The sequence below is a fragment of the Streptomyces sp. CB01201 genome (genome assembly GCF_002803085.1).
In the GTDB taxonomy this organism is placed as follows: domain Bacteria; phylum Actinomycetota; class Actinomycetes; order Streptomycetales; family Streptomycetaceae; genus Streptomyces; species Streptomyces hundungensis.
In genome coordinates this window covers 390340-410693 of sequence record NZ_NNBJ01000006.1, presented here as the reverse complement: position 1 = coordinate 410693, position 20354 = coordinate 390340, and the positions used below count along the sequence as shown (strand labels likewise).

The window sequence follows — 20354 nt, the reverse complement described above, 5'->3', positions numbered from 1 at the left end:
GGCAGGCGGGGCGGGCTGCGGCTGAGCGGGCTGCGGCTGAGCGGCGGGTGGCTGAGCGGCGGGCTGGGCCGCGGGCGCGGGGGCCTGCGGCATCGGCGGAGCGGCGGGCGGCGACTGGCCGGGCCCGGCCATCGGCCCCGGCCCCCCGGCCCCCGCACCCCGCACCGCGGCCCGGGCCCCCTCGGGCCCGCTGGGACCGCCCTGCATCGGCGCATGCGCCTCGGGCCCGGGCACGTACCCCATGGCGGGCCCACCGGCGGGCGCCGTCTGGAAGTTGACCCCGCGCTCAAGGCGGTCGAGCCGCGCCTGCAACGAGCGCTCGTCGTCGTACGCGGCGGGCAGCAGCACCCGGGCACAGATCAATTCGAGCTGGAGCCGGGGCGAGGTGGCCCCGCGCATCTCGGTGAGCCCGGCGTTGACGAGGTCGGCGGCCCGGCTCAGCTCGGCCGCACCGAACACGGAGGCCTGCGCCTGCATCCGCTCCACGAGATCGGCCGGGGCGTCGATGAGCCCCTTCTCCCCCGCGTCCGGAACGGCGGCCAGGATCACCAGGTCGCGCAGCCGCTCCAGCAGGTCGGCGACGAAGCGGCGCGGGTCGTTGCCGCCCTCGATGACCCGCTCGACGACCTCGAAGGCGGCGGCGCCGTCACCCGACGCGAAGGCGTCGACCACGGAGTCGAGCAGCGAGGTGTCGGTGTAGCCGAGCAGGGCGGTGGCCATGCTGTATGTCACACCGTCGTCGGCGGCGCCGGCCAGCAGCTGGTCCATGACGGACATCGAGTCACGCACGGATCCGGCGCCGGCCCGCACGACCAGCGGCAGCACCCCGTCCTCGATGGGGATGCCCTCGTGCCCGCAGACCTCGCCGAGGTAGTCCCGCAGCGTGCCGGGCGGCACAAGGCGGAACGGATAGTGGTGCGTACGCGAGCGGATCGTCCCGATGACCTTCTCGGGCTCGGTGGTGGCGAAGATGAACTTGAGGTGCTCCGGCGGCTCCTCGACGACCTTCAGCAGCGCGTTGAAGCCGGCCGAGGTCACCATGTGGGCCTCGTCGATGATGTAGATCTTGTAGCGGCTGGACGCCGGGCCGAAGAAGGCCTTCTCGCGCAGCTCACGGGCGTCGTCCACGCCACCGTGCGAAGCCGCGTCGATCTCGATCACGTCGATGGAACCCGGCCCGTTGCGCGCGAGGTCCCGACAGGACTGGCACTCCCCGCACGGAGTCGGTGTCGGCCCCTGCTCGCAGTTCAGACACCGGGCCAGGATCCGGGCACTGGTCGTCTTGCCACAGCCGCGCGGCCCGCTGAACAGATACGCGTGATTGACCCGGTTGTTCCGCAGCGCCTGCTGCAACGGGTCAGTGACATGCTCCTGCCCGATGACCTCGGCGAAGGACTCGGGGCGGTAGCGGCGGTACAGCGCAAGGGACGACACGCATACGAGGTTATCGGGGCCCACTGACAACCGGGCCCGCCGACGACGCCCCGCCCCCGGCCCCCCGGCCGAACCGCCCCCGCCCACAAGGGTCCCGGGCGCCCCGCGCCGCACAAAATCCCGCGCCGCACCAAATAAGGCGCCCCCCACGCACCCGCCAGAGCCGACCTACCCTTGCTGCCTTCCGGCCCTGGGGGAGTTCAGTCAGATAGCGCCACGTGAGGGGCTCCGCACAGGGTACCTGATCCCTGAGGTGGGAACGAGTTCGCGAGCACCCCTCAACGTCTTGTATTGTTTGCCGCGGAGGATTCGCCTAGTGGCCTAGGGCGCACGCTTGGAAAGCGTGTTGGGGGCAACCCCTCACGAGTTCGAATCTCGTATCCTCCGCCAGTGCCTCACCGGGCACGATGTCGAAGGGCCCCACTGCTTGCAGCGGGGCCCTTCGACGTTGAGGGTTGCAGTTTGGGTTGCAGTTGCCGCGATCAGGCCGCGACGGCCCCCTGCGGGAGAGGGCTGCAGCCCTCTCGCCAAGACGACCTGCACGCCTGAATCGTGGCCCGCAGGTTTCGCGCGATTGCCGTGCTGCGCAGGGGACCGTACTTGAGATGCCGGGGCGTTCCGCTTCTTGATCAGACGAGTGGCCGTTGGATAGGCTCCACCGATACGGCGTGTGACGCACGGGGAACATCCTGTGTGCAGCCACCGGCGCAGGGGGGTGGGCTGTGCCTGACTCGATAGCCGTGCCGACGGGTGTCCAGCCAATCAGCTTCGACGTGCACGCAGTCCGCGGGGGAAGCCTCGGCGGAGCCCGCGACGACTTCGAAACGATGATCGCTCAGCTTGCCGCCGCAACGACCCCAAACGTACGGTCCGTCGCTGCGAACCCGGGCGACTGGGGTATCGACGCCTTCGCCGGAAACCTCGGCGGAGCGATCACAGTGTGGCAGTCCAAGTACTTCATGCCGGTCACCACCAAGAAGCACGTACAGCAGGTCACAGACTCGCTCGACAACGTGCTGAAGGCAGCCGTCAAGAACGGCCACACCATCGCCAGCTGGATTCTGTGCATCCCTTCCAGCATGGACGGCCCCATGACGGCATGGTGGGACACGTGGACGAAGGCGAGGGAGAAGGAACTCGGCCTCGTGATCCAGCTCTGGGACGAGACCGCCCTCCGGAAGAAGCTTCTTAGCCCCGAAGGCGACGACGTGCGTCGCGGCTTCTACGAGACGTACGCTCAGGCCGCCTCCGCCCCGGCCCCCGTGGAGCAGCTTCGGCTGGTACTCGAGGTCGAGGACGACAAGGCAGCTGCCCTTGGCTCCGCCTTGTTCATTCGGCAGATGACAGAGGCCGGCCACGTGGAGCTGGACTCGGCCAAGAGGCAGTTCTTCAATGCCGATCTGGTGGCTCGCGAGATCGCGCACAAGGATGTTCCGGCTGAGGTGGCGGCGCTCAGTTCTGCCGATGCGACGCTCCACGGGCTATGGGAGATGCAGTTCAATGAATGCGCGGCTGAGGACGCGCTTCGAGTTCTCCACACCCGTGTCTGGCGGGATGTACGCAACGAGCACGACAAATTGCCGAAGTCGCTCCGCCTGGAGCTGGTGCACAGCTGGGGGCTGGTCCACCGGCTCGTGGACAACCGCAAGGCGGGCTGGGTCAAACACTGGCGGCAGATCGCCGCCGAGCACCCCGACGGCTGACCGCCGTCACCTGTCCTGTCAGACCTACGAGGAGTTCGCTGTGGAAGCACACCGGCCGGTGATGATGCCGGAGGACGAGGTGACCTTCCGGCTGGCGCAGCTGCTGCTGCTTCTCGACGCTGTCGCCGGACAGGACGCGAAGGGGGCGAGCCTGGAGCGCATCGGCTATTACGACTTCCTGTCTGCGAATCCCTTCCTAGTCGTCAATTCCGACGGCCGGGAGGGCAATATGCTCAGGCTGGCCGGGTTCGATCCGCAGGTGCTCTCGTACGCGTCCTCCTCGCAGCGCTTCACCAGTCGACGCGAGCGCATCCAGCACGATCTCGGGCTGCTCGTGGCTTACGGGTGTTGCGAGGTTCACAACCGCAACGGCGCCTTCGCCTATTCGATCAGCAACCGCGGTCGGGAACTCGGGGCTCGCTTCACCGCCACCTACGCCGCGTCGTTCACCACTGCGGCGTCCATCGTCGTGCGTAGCCTCCGCAAGCTCAGCGACAAGGCGCTGCGGGAACAGACCGCACGGTGGCTGAGGCCGGATGGCGAGGGCGGTCCCGGTGCCGCGCTCCTCAGCGTGCTGGGTCCGGGACCGCAGGCACCTGACATGCCCTGGGAGGGATGACCACCATGCAGCCTCTGCCAGGCATCCGGATCCGGCGCCTGCGCCTTGCTGGCGTCAGCCGGAACTATGACGTCGATTTCACGCAGGACCAGCGGGTGCGGGACCTGTCCGTGGTAGCCGGGGCATTCAGCTCGGGCAAGACCGCGGTGTTGGAGTTCATCGCCTACGGCCTCGGCGGGAAGCGTCATCCACGGCATCCTGAGGTGCTGCGGAAGGTCCGTTCCTGCCTTCTGGAAGTCGAGCTGTCCGGCGAACCGCACGTCATCGAGCGGCCCGTCGGGGAACCGTCGAAGGTCGCCTACGTACGCCGGGGGACGCTGGACAGCCCGCCGCTCTCCAAGCCTGAGAGCAGGACCATCGAGCCGGCGGGAGCACCCGAGAGCCTCTCCGCTCTGCTGCTGGGGCATTGCAAGCTCGAAGGCGTCCAGCTGCGGGAGGCCCCCTCCAGTCGTGAGTCCCGGACCGACCCCCTGAGCATCCGCGACCTCATGAACCTCGCGTTTCTACCCAACGAGCGCGTCGCCTCCAAGAACTTCCTGTTCGAGAACGAGTACATGAAGAAGCACAAGCTGAAGCAGGTGGTCGACGTCGTCTTCGGCGTTCACGACGACCGCGCCGTCGAGCTTGGGCAACGCATCAAAGAACTGGGTGCCCGACTCACCCAGGCACGCTCCGAACTCGCCGCGGCACGGGCGTTCGTCGACGAGCAGGACGTTCCCACGGTCGGCGCGCTGATCGCTGAGCAATACGAAGGCGAGCTGCGGGAGCTGACCGAGCAACTACGGGTCCTCGACGAGGCAGCGCAAGCCGGCACCGCCTTCGCCGGGCGTCTGCGCCGCGAGCACCAGCAAGCTGCCCAGCGCGCCCGGCAAGCCGCCGGCGTGGTACGTGACTGCGAGACGCAACTCACCCGGATGATGCCGCTGCGGGCGCAGTACGCGGACGACCTCGTCAAGCTCAATATGCTGGCCGAAGCGCAGCGCCTGTTCGACCCCCTCAGCGTCACCAACTGCCCGGCGTGCCTGAACCGACTGCCCGCTCCCCCGTCGGTGGAAAACGGCTCGTGCAGTCTTTGCAGCCACGAGCTGCCCCACGGCGACGGTCACCTGACGCTCGGCACCGCCACAGCTGAGCACTCGTCGGATGAAGGGCGGCTGGACGTCGCAGCCGAGGTCAGGGCCACCAAGGCCCGTTTGAAGGAGATCACTGCCTACATCGAGGGCCTGGACAGCTCGCTCGCCACGTTGAAGCTCCAGGCAGAAGACGCCTCCATCGACGAAGAACGTGCCGCGGCCGCGGTCGACGAGGCCACTTCGCCCACCGTCACCCCGTTCCTCGCCGCTCGCGACAACCTCCAGCGCCGGCGCGAGGAAGTCCTCCGTCATCTACAGCACGCCGAGAACGCGACGAAGCTTCAGGCTGGCCTGGAGAAGCGCGGCGCGCTCGTGGAGCGACATGAGGCACAGATCGAACGTTTGCGGGAGGAACGCGACCGGCTGGGAGATGCCGCACAGGACCGGGACCTGATGGTCGGCCGAATCAGCGGCCGGTACAGCGACCTCCTGCGGCAGTGGCGCTACCCGAAACTCAGCCAGCCGATGATCGACACGAACCTGGTTCCTCACGTACGCGGCGACTCCTACCGCGAGGCATCATCCGGCGCCCGAACACTCCTGACCCTGGCCTGGCAGCTGGCCGTCTTCGAGGTCGCCGTCGAAACATCGGCAGCCCACCCCGGCTTCCTCATGATCGACAGCCCACAGAAGAACCTGGGCCACGGCGCCACCCGGGATGCGGTAATCGCAGACGCGATCGCCATCGACGACTTCTACCGCCACCTGAGCAGCTGGCTGGCTGAACAGGGGGCTGGTGCCCAGGTGATCATCGTCGACAACAGTCCGCCCATGCTCGTGGAAGAGAACGTCGTGGTCCGGTACAGCCGCAACGAGGACCGACCCCCCTACGGGCTGATCGACGACGAGACCACTACAGACGAAGGCAGCCCCGAATAGCCTCCCACCTAGAGGGAGGACTCGTAGGGAGCCGAGCCCAAGTCGGCCCGAATGCAGACGCACTCGAGCCGACAGCCCCGCTGGTGAAGTGTGCGGCGCTCAGACGACGGGCGACTCCTCGGGCAGCGGCCAGAGCAGCCCACCGATCTTGTCTGCGGTGTCCGTGAGCACCCGGTTGGTGAGGTGCTGGTAGCGGCGGCGCATCCGGGCGGACTTGCCGGGTTCCCAGCCCATGATCGCGTCAACGACCGTGTCCGGAACACCGAGGATCAGCAGCACAGTCGCCGCCGTGTGACGGGCGTCGTGGAGACGGCCTGTGCGCAGGCCCGCCGCCTTCAGGAGGTCCTTCCACTCGTGGTGGTCGGTGTTCGGGTTGAGGGGCTCGCCGGTCGGGGAGGCGAAGACGTACCCCTTCTCCGTCCAGAGGTCGCCGGCCAGCGAGCGGTCCCGCTCCTGCTCTCGCCGGTGCTGGAGCAGCAGCCGCACCAGCGGATCGGGGATGCCGATGGGCCGACGTCCGGCGCGGGACTTGGTGTCCTTGGTCTCGCGTCGAGTGTTGACCTTCTGGGGGCAGAACCCAGGCTTGCGCCCGCAGCGGTTGCCGCAGCCGTGCTCGTACCGAGGTCGCAGTCGATTGCGCTGGACCGTCATGACCCGCAGCTCGAAGTCGACGTCCGTCCACTTGAGCCCGAGGACCTCGCCCTGACGCAGTCCGAGCGCCAGGGATATGACCCAACGCGCGGGGTGTCGGCTCTTGTTTGCCAGGTCGAGGAGCTTCTGCACTTCCTCGACCGTGTAGGGCTCGACCTCTTCCTCCTCCAGGCGTGGCGCCTTGGCGACGGAGGCGGGGTTGACGGTGAGGTGACCTCGGCGCACCGCCTCGTTGAGGGCCGTGCGCACGGTGCGGTGGACCTGGTGCGCGGTACCGGCGGCGCTGCCGGCCTTCTGCATCTTGGCGTAGAAGCGCTCCAGGTGCTCGGGCTCCAGCTTGGGGAGGCGGTGTGCGCCGAGGCCGGGGATGAGGTGGTGGTAGACGGCGACGCGGTAGCCGTCGATGGTGTTCTCGCCCACGTGTGGTGCGGCGATGTTCTCGACCCAGTGGGTCAGCCAGGTCGTGACGGTCCAGGTCTGCCCGGCCTTGCCGACGGTGCCGGAGTCGCGCTTGCGTTCCAGTTCGCGGACCGCCTTGGTGGCGTCGGCACGGGTCTTGCGCTTGACGTGGCGCCGGTCGGGTTTGCCGTCGTCCTTGACGCCGACGGTCACATAGCCGTGCCACTTGCCGTCCTTGCCGAGGAAGATCGAGGAGGCGCCGTTGGGCTGGCGGGAGTTGGCCATGTCCGCCCCCTTCAGGCCGCGAGGGCGACGGTCGGGGCGGGAGCCTGGGAGCAGTCGGCGAGGTAGACGGCCAGGGCATCGGCAGACACTCGGCGCAGGCGGCCGATGCGGACGGACTGGACCTCGCCGGAGGCGCTGAGCGCGTACATGGTGGTGCGGCCGACGCCGAGGCGGCGGGCGGCCTCCTCGACGGTGAGCGCGGCGAGGGTCGCGTCAGGGGTGGGTGCCGTGTGTTCCAGCACCAGAGTTCGGAGCCGCTGCTCGGGGACGCCGAGGGCGTCGGCGATGCGGGTGAGCGGGGGCAGGGTGGTGGGCATGCGGGATCGCCTTTCGGTGGTCACGGGGCAACGTGACCGCTGGACTGTCCGGGATGGGCGGTGGGCTTGGATCGGTGTCCGCGCTGGTGAACCCCGGTGTTCGTAGCACCGAGGGACGGCGGTGGATGGGCTTCGAAGAGCCCATTCAGGCGCCTGAGGAGATATCCGCCGAGCGGTTACTCGTCGTCGGCGGAACCGCTGCGGAGCGGATCGCCGGGCGAGTTCGGAGCCGGATAGAACGAGAGGCTCCCCGGGTCTGGCTCGATGCCGAGGCGGTCGGCGATCTCGTCGTACCGGGCCTCGGCCGCCTCAAGTCTGTTCTTCGCGGCAACGGCGAGATCTTGGGCGACCCGGTGCTCCTGTTCGGCCTTCTGAATGTCGAAGGCCGCTTCCTGCAGCTCCCAGTGAGGATCGTCGAGGCCCGCGACGGCTTCGAGCAGGAAGTGATCAGCAGGGACGCCGAGAGCCTTGGCGAAGCCCAGGGCCTCGTTGAGGCTGATGCTCCGACCACCGTTCTCGATCTTGGCGATCTGGGTCTGGTGCATCTTGAAGCCCAGGCGGCGCATGCGCTCCGCCATGTCCTCCTGGGACAGGCGGGCCGTCATGCGTAGGACCTTCAGGTTGTGCGCCACCAGGGCTTCCCCTTCGGGCGGAGCCCAGCGCTGCGGCTTGGCATCTTCCACTTCTTTCACCTCCCTCCTCTTTCTCGGTCGACGGAGGGCGCCATACCTCCACCCTTAAAACCTACCAGCATGGATACCCCAACCCGCAAGAGATTAACCCCGCATGTGGCATGCGTCACTATGGACTTGAGCAGCGAGCATTCCCGTAGGGGTTGGATTATCGATTCACTGGAAGGTTGACTACAGGCGGGCGCTCGTGCACACTTATGCCATGAGGGCATCTACTAGCGAACCGCACCGAGGTTGAAACACCTAGGTGCCCCGAGGAACGCGAAAACCCCCGGCGCTACGAACACCGGGGGCTGCAGGAAACCTCGCCACCGCCCATCCCAGGACAGTCGACCAAGGCGGACCGGGTTGCCCCCCGGAGCCGCCGAGTGAGGATCTCCGTGAACGAGAGTACCGCCCCCGCCGCCCCTGCGGCATCCCTTCCGACCGGCACCCCGTCACCGGACCGTGGGCAGCCGGACGGCGCCGCGCTGCTGGACGAGCTGCGCACCGCCCTCGCCCGCTTCGTGGTCCTCCCGTGCGAGCAGGCACTGGACGCAACCGTGCTGTGGATCGCGGCCACTCACCTCCAGCAGGTGTGGCAGCACGCCCCACGTCTGGCTGTGGTCGGCCCGGCGAAGCGGTGCGGGAAGTCCCGCCTGCTCGACCTGCTCACCGAGACGGTCCACAAGCCCGTCATCACCGTGAACTCCACGGCAGCGGCCATCTTCCGCTCGATCTCAGACGAGCCGCCGACCCTCCTCGTGGACGAAGCCGACACCATCTTCGGCAGCCCCAAGGTCGCCGAGAAGAACGAGGAGATGCGCGGTCTGCTCAACGCCGGGCATCAGCGCGGCCGACCGGTACTGCGAGTGGTCGGCAAGGAGCACACACCCCACTCCTTCGCGACCTTCGCCATGGCGGCGCTCGCCGGCATCGGCGATCTGCCCGACACGATCATGGACCGGTCCGTCGTGATCCGGATGCGCCGCCGCGCAGAGGGCGAGCGGGTGAGCCCGTACCGGACCCGCCGCGACAGTCCCAGCCTGCACGAACTGCGGGCCCGTCTCGCGCGCTGGGCCGCCTCGGTGAGCCAGCAGGCCCTCCATCTGGAGCCGGGGATGCCCGTCGAGGACCGGGCGGCCGACACCTGGGAGCCTCTGGTGATCGTCGCCGACCTCGCAGGCGGCACCTGGCCCGAGCGCGCCCGCACCGCATGCACGCAGATGGTCACCGCCGAGGTCCAGGCCGAGGAGGACAACCCCTCCAATGCCCGCATCCTCGCCGACATCCGCCGCGCCTTCGCCTCCGCTGGCGACCCCGAGAGCGTCTCCACCGACGCCCTGCTCTACCGCCTCAACTCCGACCCCGAAGCCCCCTGGGCTGAGGCCGGGCGCGGCGGGCTCAACCCGCGCGCCCTCTCCGGGCTGCTGCGCGAGTACGGCATCCGCTCCGGCAACGTCCGCATGCCCGACGGCACCCAGCTCAAGGGCTACACCCGCGCGAAGTTCGCCGACGCCTGGAAGCGCTACTGCCCGTCCGTCCACCCCGAGACCGGCCCTGACGACGCCAGAGACGCGCGGACCGACTGACCCGCGTGGGTGCCGCCGCCGACCGCTCGACGGCGGCACCCGCGCCGGTCACCCCGCTACGGGCACGGACGCCGCCGAAGGACAGCCCCGGTCCATATCCGTCTCGTGCCGTCCCTGCCGTATAAGCGCAGGTCAAAGCCGATCCGGGCAAGACGGCACAGTGTCCCAAGACGGATAGGCATCCGTCCCGGGCCCCGAGCCGACGGCACCGGCACTCCTGTCGAGCCAACTAGTGCGACCACGGCCGCCGAGCCGACGCCGTACGGCAGGACGCGTCCCGGACGGCGCTGAGACACCGTGCCGCACGCCTGCCGTCCCGCCCCTGACCTGCACCGTCAACGGCAAGACGGCCAAGACGGATCACCACTCACCCCCACCCAGAACCGCACCCCGAGGGGGCCACACCCATGCCCGACACCGCCATACCTGCCACGCCCACCAGCCGCCACCGCGCCACCTGGTGGGACCGGTTCGCCATCGTCCTGCTCGGCATCGCCGGATGCGCACTCTCCTACGACGCGCTGCGGCAGATGGCCACCGCCGTCCACGTCCGCCACCAACTGACCTACCTCTTCCCCGTGGTGATCGACGGGTTCATCGCCTACGGCGTCCGCGCCCTGCTCGTCCTGCGCGAAGCGCCGATGCCCGCACGGCTGTACGCGTGGACGCTGTTCATCACGGCGACCGCCGCCAGCATCTGGGCCAACGGGCTTCACGCTCTCGACCTGAACCGGCCCGGCGCGGTCACACTCCACCTGGGCGACGGCACCGTCACCGTGCTGTCTGCCATCGCACCGCTCGCCCTGGCCGGAGCGACCCACCTGCACATTCTGATCACCCGCTACGGCGGGATCACCGCCGCCCGGACGCCGGTGACCGCAACTCCTTCCGAAGTTCAGGACGGTACGCAAGCCCTGGGCACGCTGGCCGCCGAAGTTCCGTACACCGCCGTCGCAGTCCGGCCCGCTACGGCACCGCCCCAGCAGCCGACTACCGCCACCCGGGCCGCCGAAACCGAGCCCTCGCCCTCGACGGACGCACCCGGCTCCGGCTCCGGGCAAGGCCGCGACAGCGTTCCTGACAGCACCGTCGACGGGCCCGAACAGGAGCGTGAACCCGCAGGCCCGAACCCTCACGAGAGTTCCGGACAGGCTCCGGAGACGAGCCCTGGGGGACGCCCCGCGATCGCCTCCATCGCCGAGCTGGCCAGCATCATCAGCACCGCTCACCCGGGGAATTCCGGACTGACCCGCGACAGCGCCCGCAAGGCCGTCACCGACGCCGGACTCGGCGCCGGCACCGATCGGCTCGCCGAAGCCATGGCACTGGTGCGCCAGGGAACCGAAGCCCGCCCGCACCCCATCGGATGACCCGTCGCGGCGCGGCGCTGCCCGGACCGGTTCCGGGCGGCACTCCTTCCCCATAACCACACGAGACGTCCGACTAGGCCGAACCGTCGCTCAGCAACACAGTCACCTCCCGGCCGATAGCGCGCCCGATCCAGCACTGGAGCACCCACCGCCCATGAACCGCAACCCGTTCTCCCGCAAAGGCCGCCGCACGCACCCCGCACAGCTCCCGCAGACTGCGCCCTCGCACCGTCGCGACACGACGGAGAGCACCACCGTCAACAGCGGAGCGAGCTGGGGCGAAGTCCACATCGCCGGGGGCGATGCGGACTTCGCGCTCGGACCCGCCCCGGCGGGGGCGGACCAGGCCCGTGCCCAGCGGGGCTCGGAGCAGGGGAAGGTGGAGGCCGAGCGCGACCTCCACCAGGACCAAGACCAGCCCACCGCTGCCGACGCTGTCGCGCACTTCGCACCAACCGTCACCGCTGACGCGTTCGCGTACCGCGGTATCGCCGCCTACGACATCCCCGCCCCTACCGACACCGACGCCGCTCCCGGCTCCGAGCGCCGGCGGCGGCTGAGCGACGTGCTGTACCGGCCCCGCTCCGGGATCAAACGGAACGTGCAGTTGACGTGCTCGGCGGAACCGGCGGAGCGCGACTTCATCGACCGCGCCGCACGCGAGGCGAAGCGCTCCCGCTCGGCCTACCTTATGGACGCGGCACTCACGTTCGCCCACGCCTACCTGCCCGACCAGCGCCCCGCCGCCATCCCCGCCCTGCCCTCCCCGCAGGCGACGCAAGACCTGATGGTCCTGTCCGGAAGGCTGCTGCGGGAGTTCCACCGGATCGGTACGAACCTCAACCAGATCGTCCGCGCGATCCACACCGGCGACCTCCCCGACCGCGCCGAACAGGTCCTCGACGAACTGCACGAGACCGCGCGGCTGGCGCGTCGCGCGCTGGAGCAGGTTGTGGACGGTGGTGGCCGCCGTGGTGCCTGATGTCTCCACCGGGGACCGCACGCGCGGCCTGCTCTCCTACCTTTTCGGACCGGGACGCCGCGACGAGCACACCGACCCGCACATCGTCGCCGCCTTCGCCATGCCCGGAATCACCGATCCCGGCCGCGTCCGGCTGGAAGAGCACCAGGACGCGCTCACCGAACTCGCCCGCTACCTCGACCAGCCTGTCGAACTGCGCCGACAGCGCACCGGGAAGAACGTGCCGCAGCACGTGTGGCACTGCCCCGTCCGCACAGCCCCCGGCGACCGCTACCTCACCGACGCCGAATGGGCCGAGGTCGCGCGCCGCGTCGTCCACGCCACCGGGATCGCCCCGCACGGCGACGACTCCGGCTGCCGGTGGATCGCGGTACGCCACGCCGAGGACCACATCCACATCATGGCCACCAGCGTCCGCGAGGACGGCCGCCGTCCCCGCAACAAACGCGACGGCCAGCGCGCCCAGGCCGAATGCCGCAAGATCGAAGTCGAACTCGGACTGCGCCGGCTGAGGTCCGGTGACGGCACCGCACCCAAGACGCCCACCGGTGCCGAGGTGGCCAAGGCCGAGCGTCAGGGCCGCAAGACGACCAGCCGGCAGTGGCTGCGCGAGCACGCCTACGCCGCAGCAGCAGCCGCGCGTGACGAACACGAGTACTTCGCGGTACTCACCGCGCTGGGCATCAAGGTCCAGAAACGGCTCGGCCCCGAGACCGGTGACACCACCGGCTACAGCCTCGCCGCCCCCGGCGGCACCGACGCCAGGAACGAACCGGTCTACTACGCCGGCTCCAGCCTCGCCCCCGACCTGTCCCTCAACCGCCTGCGTGAACGCTTCGCCCCAGCCCCCACCGACACTGCAGTCACGGCCACCGTCCGCGCCCGTACTCGGGGCACGAAGAGCGACGCGTGGCGACGCGCCGAATCCGAACTGCGCAGCACCCACGCCTTCCTCCTCGGCCCAGAAGGCGGGCAGGACCTGGAAGCGTTCGACCGGCGGGTACAGGCCCAGGCGGCGGCATTCGCCGAACTGCTCCACAACACCGCCGCCACCGCCCCGAAGGCAGCGCGAGCAGAACTACATGCCGCAGCAGCCGCGTTCGGCCGTGCGAACCGCTCAGCGATCCGTGCAGAGCACCAGAGCGCGTACGCCCTACGACAGGCAGGCAAAGAACTGATACGCGCCGTGGGCGGCGAGGACGGCTCCGCGGTGGCCTCCCTACTGGCCACCGCCGTCTACGTGCTGATCGCTTTGGACCACTGGCACCAGCAGCGCGGCCACGAACAGCAGGCCGCCGCCGCCCAGCAGGCCCTCGCCCACCTGCAGAACGCCTACCAGCGCACCGCCCGCCCCGAACTCGCCCGCCTCACCGACCGCACCCCCGGACCGGACGAGATCCGCCGCCTCGCCGCAGTCGTCCAGGCAGCCGTACCCGCCCACGCCCAGCGCATCCTCACCGACCCGGCCTGGCCCGCCCTCGCCACCACCCTCGCCCAAGCCGAATCCGCCGGCACCCCACCTCGCCACGCACTCACAGCCGCAGCCGAACAACGAGAACTCGACAGCGCCGACCACCCCGCCGAAGTCCTCACCTGGCGACTCCGCCACACCACCGCCCAACAGACCGCCGCCCGCACCCGCGCAGCCACCACCCGCACCCGCCACGCGACAACCACCCGCACCCCACTCACCACCACACCCCCCGCCATCCAGCGGCCCACCGACACCGTGCACCGCAAGCGCTGACACCCAACCCCAGAACGAGTCACCACCGCACCGCCCGCCCAGCGACCGAGGGTGAGCCTCTCCGCCGAGGGCCGTTCAGTTCCTGAACCACGCTGCGCTCAGTCTCTGAACACGCACGGCGTCCCGGGTCGGGACAAGCCCCGTGTCCCGGGTCGGGAAACGGGGCTTGTCCCGAAAAGGGACACGCGGCGTGTTCCGAATCGGAACAGCGCCGATGTCCAATCAGTGGACACGGTCAGCGTTTCCAGACTGGACGTCCCCGTGTTCCCTAAAGGAACTGGTCCGGTGTTCCCTCGGGGAACAGAAGCGCAGCGCGTGGTCTCCCGAATCGGGAGACCACGCGCTGCACGGGCATTGTTCTCCGTTGGCCGGCGCACACAGAAACTGGTCCTGCGTGCACAGCCGGCCTTGAGGCCGCTCTTTAAGTCGCGGGGACCGACCACCCGTGGCGGGAGAAGGCGGGCCCTCCGTCCCGGTATGCGGCCAGGGCCTGTGTGGTGGTCGGGAACGCGGGCTCGGGCATGCTGTTCGCGGTGACCCACTGGACCGTCAGGTGCTTGTCCGGCTCGGTGTTGGTCAGTTCACCGGTCCACGTGTCGGTGGCGAAGACGAAGAGGACGAACTGCCCAGCCTGGTCCCAGCCCTGTTCTACGTGGATGACGTGAACGAGTACCAGGCCGGCCGGGTCGACGAGCAGGCCGGTCTCCTCCTTGAGTTCGCGGGCGGCGGCCTCGTCCAGGGCTTCGCCCGGTTCGGCCTTGCCGCCGGGTAGGGTCCAGGCGGGCTGCGGAGACCAGTTGCGGGCGGCGTAGAGCACGGCGGCGACCATGTCGGCGGCGCTGTCGTGGACGATCACACAGACCGCGTTGCGGCTGTTCATGACGCTGGCGTTCATCAGTGCCCACTCCTTGTCATCGTGCCGGAAGATGTCGAACGGTCTAGGTAGGAGGCTCAGACTGGCCCCCACCCCACGGAGAGTGCGGGTTCAGCTCAGCGCCCGAGCGTGAGGTGATCGGCGTCGGTGCGGGAGAAGACCAGGTCGGTCAAGTCCTTCGGGGTTTCGGTGCACCGGACGGGCGGCTGCGGTAGGCGCATGGTCCGGGGGTAGGTAGCCGGGTCGTAGTCGTTGTTGATCGTGTAGACGTGGTAGCCATGCTCGCGCAGGCTGTCGATGACGTCGGCCGCTTTCTCGCCCTGCTTGGCCAGGAGCCTGGGGGTGACTTCCACAACGAGTTCCGCGTCGTCGCGGAGGTGTGGGAGGGCGGGCAGAAGTCCTCGGATCGCTGCTGCTTCCGCACCTTCGACGTCGATCTTGATGATCCGGGTGGCGGCGAATTCGGCCTGGCTGACCAGGTCGATCAGAGGTGCGGTGGGCACCTCGAAGGCCGCGTGGACATGACGGGGCTGTACGGCGCTGGTGTGGCCGAGGTTGGCGGGGTCCTCCAGGTAGAGGGTCAGCGTGCCGGGGGTGTCGGAGGCGGCGGAACGGACAGTTTGGATGTTGGTGCGGTGGTTGGCGGTGGCCGCAGCACTCAGGTCGTCGTGGAACTGCGGGGAGGGCTCGATGGCCACGACGCGGCCATGGGGGCCGACTGCACGGGAGGCGAGGAGGCTGAACGCGCCGCGGTGGGCTCCGACGTCGATGAAGGTGTCCCCGGGCTGGAGACGGTCGCGCAGGAAGGCGCTCAGGTTCGGCTCCCACTCGCCGAACAGGTACTGGTAGCGCTGGATGACGTCGCTGGTGGTGACGGTGACCACGTCACCGGACCGCAGCCGGACGGCGGTGTGGACGGGATGGGTTCGCAGGTGCTCGTCGAGGAAGCAGCCGACGAGCCGTGCCTTGCCCACGGTTCCGGGGGCGTGGCGGACGTAGGCCCGCAGCGCGCGGGCGAGAACGGAGGAGGGCATGGGCGGCTCCTTCGGGTGGTGACGGCAAGGGACCGGGTGGGGGTCGGCGGGTGGTGGCAGACTGGCCGGAGAACGCTGGTGATGTTGAGGGGAGTTGGCGGTGGCCGAGTGCACTCCGGTGGTGTTCTTGCTGGTGGGGCTCACCGGCTCGGGGAAGACCACCTATGCCCAGCGGAAGCTGGAGCCTGAAGGTGCTGTGCGGCTTTCGGTGGACGAGGTGCTCCACCAGCGGCACGGCCGGTACGGCGTCGACTATCCCGAGAACACCTACTTCGAGAAGGAGGCTCCGGTCGTCGCCGAGCTGCACCGGCGGCTGGCCGAGCTGGTCGCCGAGGGCCGGGACGTGGTGTGGGACCACGGGCTGTGGCCGCGTAAGGATCGCGAGGCGATGAAGGAGCTGGTGGAGTCGGCCGGCGGACGGTGGCGGCTGCTCTACTTCCCGGTGGAACGCGACGAGCTGCTGCGCAGGCTGGCGAAGCGCAACGAGCGGGAGGACGCGAACGCGCTGGTCGTGACGCCGGAGGCCCTGGACGACTTCTTCGTCCGCTTCGAGGCGCCTCAGAGCGAGGGCGAGGAGATCGTGGAGCCGGACTGGCTCTGATGCGTGGGCGGGTGCCAGGTCGTGGCGATCTTGGCGGCTTCGGCGGTCCAGCCGTTGGGCAGACGGTCGAGGATGACGCGGCGGAAGGCCAGGCGGGGATCGGCGACGTCGATCCGGCCGCGGTAGCGGTCGACGTGCTGCAACAGGCGGGATGCCTCGCTGCGGACGGCTGGGGTGTGCTCGGCCCAGGCGCCGGAGGTGAACTGGTCGGCCCGTCGCCTGAGGTCGTCCAGAACGCCGGAGCGCCACTTGAAGTGGTGCACGCACGCGAGCGAGTCCGGATCGGGCTTGTGTCCCGGTGCGCGGTGGTTGCCGGACGCCACGGTCACCGAGGACTGGGCGAGGACGATCTTGCGCGGGTCGCCTTTGAGGAGCCGGTGGGTGACGTGGCCGCCGAGCGGGTAGGTCCGGTCCAGTCCGATTTCCGGCTGCCAGGGGGTCAGGCGGCCGTCGTTCGAGACGCGGTCGAGCAGCAGCCCGCCGACCACGTTCTGCCTGGTCGCTTCGGCCTGGGCCACTACTTCGGCCAGCGGGGCGGGGTAGGACTGGAACTCGTCGGAGTCGGCGAGCAGGTGCCAACCGCGTCCGGCCTGCTCGCGCAGGCTGTCGCGGAGCTGGCTGTTCGTGTGCTCGTGCCATGGCCCGGTGCTGATCTGTGCCGGGACGATGCCGACTTCGTGGCTGGCCGCGATCAGCTGGTGCCGCCAGGGGCTGGGGACGTGGTCGGGGAAGTGGAAGGCGACGTGGAAGCGATCGATGCCGAGTGCGCGGTAGTGGGAGGTCCACGCGGCGAGCAGGGCCGGTTCGACGGGTCCGATGACCGCGATCAGTACGGGAGGTACGAAGGTCATGCCTGCTCCTGGGCCTGCAGTCGGGTGTACGTGTCGGTGAGGAAGGCGACTTGCTCGTCCGCCGGATGCATGCCGAGGCGGCGGGGTGCCTGGAGTCCGGGCTGCTCGGGCACCACGTGGGTGAGGCCGTCCAGGGCTGTGGCAAGGGCATCGGCGTCGCCGGCCTTATAGAGCCGTGCCCACGGCTGGTCGGCCAGCCGGGTGGTGAGAACGGGGTCGTGGGTGGAGACGATCAGGGGGACGCCGAGGCGGGCGGCGTCCATGACCAGTCCGGATTCCTTGCGCACGTCGGGGCGGCGGGCGACGAGTGCGGCGTCGGCGGCGGCGTACACGAGCCGCAGGACTGGTTCGGCGACCGGTCCGGGCACCGTGTGGAGGCGGACGTTGGTCAGCTGATGCCAGCGTTCGAGCACGGTGTCGTCCAGCGGGGTGCCGCACACCAGGACGTGTAGCGGGTTGGTCAGGCGGGCGAGGGCGGCGTCGAGGGCGGCGATGTCCTTGTACGGCCACCAGCCGCCGACCAGGCACACCGCCTTCGCGTTTTGCGGGATCGTGAAGGCGGTCCGGGCGCCGGCGCGTTCGGCGTCGGTCAGTCGCAGGCCGTTGTCGACCGCGAAGGTCCGCACCTGGCCCGGCAGGTGCGGGAAGGCCAGAGCGAACTGCTCGTGGACGGCGGTAGTCGGGTACAGCGCGATCACCCGCTTCTCGCCGTGCTGGGTGATGCGGCCCAGCAGTCTCACCGGGAGGTCTTCGGTGGTGACCATCTCGTGGACGAACCGAAGGTGCGTGGTGCCGCCGAGCAGGGCAGCGGCACCGTGGAGGGCTTCGCTCGCGCTGAGGATCACCACCGACGCGGCGTCCGGGGCGAGGCGGCGGCCGGTACGGAGACACGCCGCCTCGGCCAGGCAGCGGGCGAGGAGGGTGACCTGGTGAGGGAACCTGCGAACCGTGGGCGGCAACCGTCGGGAGGCGAAGGCTCGGCGCCCGGCGGCCGATGCGCGCTCGGCCGCACGCGCGCCTGCCGCCAGAACGGCCGCGAGTACGCCGACGGTGTCGGAGACGACTCGCGTCCCGGGTAGGGCCAGGTCGGCGGGCGGGCCGCCGGGGGCGATGACGAGGCTGCCGGGCCTGCTGGCGGCGAGCGCGGCCAGCGTGCGCTGGTGGTGCCCGCCCCCGCGGTGCGCGTACGGCTCGATCAACACGAGCGGCCTGTCGCCCGCGCTCATCCGGCGACCGCCTGTTCTCCGTGCAGCGCGGTGAAGTGCTGGTACAGCCAGGACGGGTCGTTGAGTGTCTCGAAGCGCTGGGAATCGCGTGCCGCGTTGCGGGCAAAGGTGAGCCCGTCGCGGGCGCCGGCCGCCGCGTAGGTGGCGAAGTCGCCGTGCCTGCTGGCCGTCCAAGCGGTGATGCGTTCTCGGGCGGAGGCGTCGGTCATGCCGTACTCGCTACCGCGAGCGAGCATCGCGCACTCGCGGAAGCCCGCCTTCCATGAGTGGAACGGGGTCTGGTTGAACAGCGTGATTCCGGCTGTCCGTCGGCTGAACTCGACCCGGCCGGGCAGCGCGGCCAGTACGTCGACGGCTTGGCCCATCTCGCGCAGGGCGGTGGCCCGGATCAGTTTGAGTCCGCCGTAGCCGTAGGTGAGGCCGTTGACCGGGTTGATGGCTCGCCAGACTCGCATCGACACGCCTTCGGCCAGCGGCTCCACCGTGGTGACGGGGAATTCCGGGTCGATGGCGAAGTCTCCGTCGGCGAGGAAGAACTGGTCGGTGTCGACCAGTTCGGCGGTGAGCCGGTAGGCGCGGCGCATTCCGCGCACTCCGTGCAGGCGCTTGGTGGTGCTGCCCAGCACGCGGGTGAGACGGGTGTGCAGGGCGTCGGCGAGCGGCTCGTCGTAGGAGAGCTGGACCACGTCGAAGCTGGTCATGCGATCGCCTCCAGGTAGCGGGCGGCAACCATCGCGGGTGTGAGGTCGGCGGTGGAGGCGTGCGCGCGCTTGGCGTGCACCAGGTAGAACTCCGGGTCGGTTGCGAGGCGCTCGGCGATCTGGACGGCTTGGTCGTCGGTGTCGAAGAGCAGCTCTGCGTCGATGTGTTCGGCCAGCCAGCCGGTGCGCGGCCCGATCACGGGCAGGCCCATCGCCTGGCAGTCGATCACCGACATCGACCAGGGACAGCCGGGGCGGAAGGGGGCGATGCCGAAGTGGGCGCCGGCCAGCAGGTTGCGGTAGCGCACGCGGTCATCCTGGTCGGAGGCGACCGTGACGCCGTCCACGGCTGCGAGTGCCTCCAGGTGCCTCTCGGGGCTGGGGTCGAGGCGAATGCGCTCGGGGCTGCGGGTGCCGAACAGGTCCATCACCGTGAGCCGCACCGGGGCCTCGGCGACGAGGCGGCGGGCGAGCTGGGTGAAGCGGGCGGTGCCGTAGTGCGCGTACAGGCGGTGGTTGTAGATGCCGGTAGCCCGGCCCCCGGGCGGGGTGATGTCAGCCGGGTCACGCACCAGGATCCCGTCCCTGGGGGCAGGGACGACGTGCAGTTTCTCGCCGAGTTCGACGCTGGTGCGGGCGGCGGCTGCGGTGACCCACGAGGCAGCGGTGGAGGAGTGGACCAGCACGCGGTCGCAGGCCGCGAGACCAGCCGCGAAGGCCAGCAGTACGCTGCGGCCGAGGCCGCCGCCGTTCATCGCCGGGTCCAGCTCCAGCATGCCGTTGCTGGTGAAGGAGAACGGCAGGTAGTGGCAGTACCCGGCGATCCGCGCGTCCACCTTGGCCTCCAGCAGCGCGGCCCGCACTGCGGGGGCGGCCTCTACCTGATTGGCCACCACCACCTCGGGCCGCCATTCGCGCATCAGTGCGACCAGGGCATCCATGCCAGGGTCGAAGCGGGCTCGGTACTTGGTGGACGGCGAGGCGGTGGGCGCGAAGTGCACGCGGGCATCGCCGGCCGGGACCGGGGAGGCCACGGTCACCTCGGCCCCGGCGTCGGCCATGGCCGGGGCGAGCAGGTCGGCGAAGGTGAAGCCGGAGTCGGCGGTCAGCCGACTGGCGTTGGAGACGTTGAGCAGGTACAGCACACGCATCGCTGGGGCCCTCCCTCACGGAAGCCCGGAACTCGAACCGGGCTGGTGAAGGAAGGGAACCGGCAAGCGGGAGCGTGACAGAATGATGAATCGAGGTCACTCACGGTTCATTCATCTCATCCGGCAGCCAGAGC

At 69.7% G+C, this 20354-nt stretch carries 18 protein-coding genes, 1 tRNA gene and 1 other RNA gene; 9 read left to right on the top strand and 11 right to left on the bottom strand.

The features are described 5' to 3' along the window. Positions 1-1434, bottom strand: a 1434-nt coding sequence (locus CG740_RS16055; RefSeq protein WP_159030305.1) for a DNA polymerase III subunit gamma and tau, incomplete at its 3' end; no start/stop codon positions are given. A 135-nt stretch (positions 1435-1569) separates the two neighbouring features. After that, positions 1570-1664, bottom strand: an RNA gene (ffs, locus tag CG740_RS16050) — signal recognition particle sRNA small type. Between the two features lie 72 nt (positions 1665-1736). Between ffs and CG740_RS16045 the strand changes: the two genes are divergently transcribed. From CG740_RS16045 to CG740_RS16030, 4 genes are all read left to right on the top strand, one after another. Beyond that, positions 1737-1824: transfer RNA gene (locus CG740_RS16045), tRNA-Ser, on the top strand. 332 nt (positions 1825-2156) lie between these two features. Next, positions 2157-3137: a serine/threonine protein kinase gene (locus tag CG740_RS16040; protein ID WP_234376278.1), complete on the top strand. Its 981-nt coding sequence runs from the start codon at positions 2157-2159 to the stop codon at positions 3135-3137. A 40-nt stretch (positions 3138-3177) separates the two neighbouring features. Beyond that, positions 3178-3756 (top strand): ABC-three component system middle component 2, encoded by a 579-nt coding sequence (locus tag CG740_RS16035; protein WP_100575788.1) that lies wholly within the window; start codon positions 3178-3180, stop codon positions 3754-3756. Further along, positions 3753-5768, top strand: coding sequence for a DNA recombination protein RecN (locus CG740_RS16030; RefSeq protein ID WP_100575787.1), 2016 nt, complete (start codon positions 3753-3755; stop codon positions 5766-5768). Before CG740_RS16035 ends, CG740_RS16030 begins: the two co-directional genes overlap by 4 nt. A gap of 99 nt (positions 5769-5867) precedes the next feature. Here CG740_RS16030 and CG740_RS16025 read toward each other — a convergent pair whose 3' ends face one another. The 3 genes from CG740_RS16025 to CG740_RS16015 all read right to left on the bottom strand — a co-directional run bounded on the left by CG740_RS16025 (position 5868) and on the right by CG740_RS16015 (position 8103). Next, positions 5868-7103 carry a tyrosine-type recombinase/integrase gene (locus CG740_RS16025; protein WP_100575786.1) on the bottom strand — a complete coding sequence of 412 codons (1236 nt, stop codon included), beginning with the start codon at positions 7101-7103 and terminating at the stop codon, positions 5868-5870. A gap of 11 nt (positions 7104-7114) precedes the next feature. Beyond that, a complete protein-coding gene (locus CG740_RS16020; protein WP_100575785.1) occupies positions 7115-7420 on the bottom strand; it encodes a helix-turn-helix domain-containing protein in 306 nt (101 codons plus the stop codon). Positions 7421-7596: 176 nt separating this feature from the next. Continuing rightward, positions 7597-8103, bottom strand: coding sequence for a helix-turn-helix domain-containing protein (locus CG740_RS16015; RefSeq protein WP_100575784.1), 507 nt, complete (start codon positions 8101-8103; stop codon positions 7597-7599). Between the two features lie 389 nt (positions 8104-8492). On the opposite strand from CG740_RS16015, the gene CG740_RS16010 reads away from it, so the two are divergent. The 4 genes from CG740_RS16010 to CG740_RS15995 all read left to right on the top strand — a co-directional run bounded on the left by CG740_RS16010 (position 8493) and on the right by CG740_RS15995 (position 13782). Then, the gene (locus CG740_RS16010) at positions 8493-9683 is read left to right on the top strand and encodes a DUF3631 domain-containing protein (protein WP_442802828.1); all 1191 of its coding nucleotides are present in this window, start codon (positions 8493-8495) and stop codon (positions 9681-9683) included. A 407-nt stretch (positions 9684-10090) separates the two neighbouring features. Continuing rightward, positions 10091-11053 (top strand): DUF2637 domain-containing protein, encoded by a 963-nt coding sequence (locus CG740_RS16005; protein ID WP_100575782.1) that lies wholly within the window; start codon positions 10091-10093, stop codon positions 11051-11053. A 154-nt stretch (positions 11054-11207) separates the two neighbouring features. Next, positions 11208-12035 (top strand): plasmid mobilization relaxosome protein MobC, encoded by an 828-nt coding sequence (gene mobC / locus CG740_RS16000; protein WP_100575781.1) that lies wholly within the window; start codon positions 11208-11210, stop codon positions 12033-12035. Then, positions 12025-13782, top strand: a complete 1758-nt coding sequence (locus tag CG740_RS15995) for a relaxase/mobilization nuclease domain-containing protein (protein WP_100575825.1) — start codon at positions 12025-12027, stop codon at positions 13780-13782. The genes mobC and CG740_RS15995 overlap by 11 nt, the downstream gene beginning before the upstream one ends. Before the next feature lie 421 nt (positions 13783-14203). Here the strand turns inward: CG740_RS15995 and CG740_RS15990 are convergent, their stop codons facing one another. Further along, positions 14204-14677: an NUDIX domain-containing protein gene (locus tag CG740_RS15990; RefSeq protein WP_234376277.1), complete on the bottom strand. Its 474-nt coding sequence runs from the start codon at positions 14675-14677 to the stop codon at positions 14204-14206. A gap of 95 nt (positions 14678-14772) precedes the next feature. Beyond that, complete coding sequence (locus tag CG740_RS15985; RefSeq protein WP_100575780.1) at positions 14773-15690, bottom strand: FkbM family methyltransferase; 918 nt, start codon at positions 15688-15690, stop codon at positions 14773-14775. Between the two features lie 100 nt (positions 15691-15790). Between CG740_RS15985 and CG740_RS15980 the strand changes: the two genes are divergently transcribed. Next, positions 15791-16291, top strand: coding sequence for an AAA family ATPase (locus CG740_RS15980; RefSeq protein WP_199846464.1), 501 nt, complete (start codon positions 15791-15793; stop codon positions 16289-16291). Here the strand turns inward: CG740_RS15980 and CG740_RS15975 are convergent. From CG740_RS15975 to CG740_RS15960, 4 genes are read right to left on the bottom strand one after another with little or no spacing between them, the layout of a single operon-like run. Beyond that, a complete protein-coding gene (locus CG740_RS15975; protein WP_100575779.1) occupies positions 16249-17142 on the bottom strand; it encodes a hypothetical protein in 894 nt (297 codons plus the stop codon). The genes CG740_RS15980 and CG740_RS15975 overlap by 43 nt on opposite strands. Next, positions 17139-18368, bottom strand: a complete 1230-nt coding sequence (locus CG740_RS15970) for a hypothetical protein (RefSeq protein ID WP_100575778.1) — start codon at positions 18366-18368, stop codon at positions 17139-17141. Before CG740_RS15970 ends, CG740_RS15975 begins: the two co-directional genes overlap by 4 nt. Next, on the bottom strand, positions 18365-19069 hold the full coding sequence (locus tag CG740_RS15965) for a hypothetical protein (protein WP_100575777.1): 705 nt from the start codon (positions 19067-19069) through the stop codon (positions 18365-18367). The genes CG740_RS15970 and CG740_RS15965 overlap by 4 nt, the downstream gene beginning before the upstream one ends. Beyond that, the gene (locus CG740_RS15960) at positions 19066-20220 is read right to left on the bottom strand and encodes a glycosyltransferase (RefSeq protein WP_100575776.1); all 1155 of its coding nucleotides are present in this window, start codon (positions 20218-20220) and stop codon (positions 19066-19068) included. Before CG740_RS15960 ends, CG740_RS15965 begins: the two co-directional genes overlap by 4 nt. Positions 20221-20354: the final 134 nt, after the last annotated feature.

Coding starts and splice junctions, on each gene's coding strand:
- CG740_RS15985 (WP_100575780.1), bottom strand. CDS start 15,690: ATGCCCTCCTCCGTTCTCGCCCGCGCGCTGCGGGCCTACGTCCGCCAC.
- CG740_RS15965 (WP_100575777.1), bottom strand. CDS start 19,069: ATGACCAGCTTCGACGTGGTCCAGCTCTCCTACGACGAGCCGCTCGCC.
- CG740_RS15990 (WP_234376277.1), bottom strand. CDS start 14,677: ATGAACGCCAGCGTCATGAACAGCCGCAACGCGGTCTGTGTGATCGTC.
- mobC (WP_100575781.1), top strand. CDS start 11,208: ATGAACCGCAACCCGTTCTCCCGCAAAGGCCGCCGCACGCACCCCGCA.
- CG740_RS16025 (WP_100575786.1), bottom strand. CDS start 7,103: ATGGCCAACTCCCGCCAGCCCAACGGCGCCTCCTCGATCTTCCTCGGC.
- CG740_RS15970 (WP_100575778.1), bottom strand. CDS start 18,368: ATGAGCGCGGGCGACAGGCCGCTCGTGTTGATCGAGCCGTACGCGCAC.
- CG740_RS16020 (WP_100575785.1), bottom strand. CDS start 7,420: ATGCCCACCACCCTGCCCCCGCTCACCCGCATCGCCGACGCCCTCGGC.
- CG740_RS16030 (WP_100575787.1), top strand. CDS start 3,753: ATGACCACCATGCAGCCTCTGCCAGGCATCCGGATCCGGCGCCTGCGC.
- CG740_RS16005 (WP_100575782.1), top strand. CDS start 10,091: ATGCCCGACACCGCCATACCTGCCACGCCCACCAGCCGCCACCGCGCC.
- CG740_RS15960 (WP_100575776.1), bottom strand. CDS start 20,220: ATGCGTGTGCTGTACCTGCTCAACGTCTCCAACGCCAGTCGGCTGACC.
- CG740_RS15975 (WP_100575779.1), bottom strand. CDS start 17,142: ATGACCTTCGTACCTCCCGTACTGATCGCGGTCATCGGACCCGTCGAA.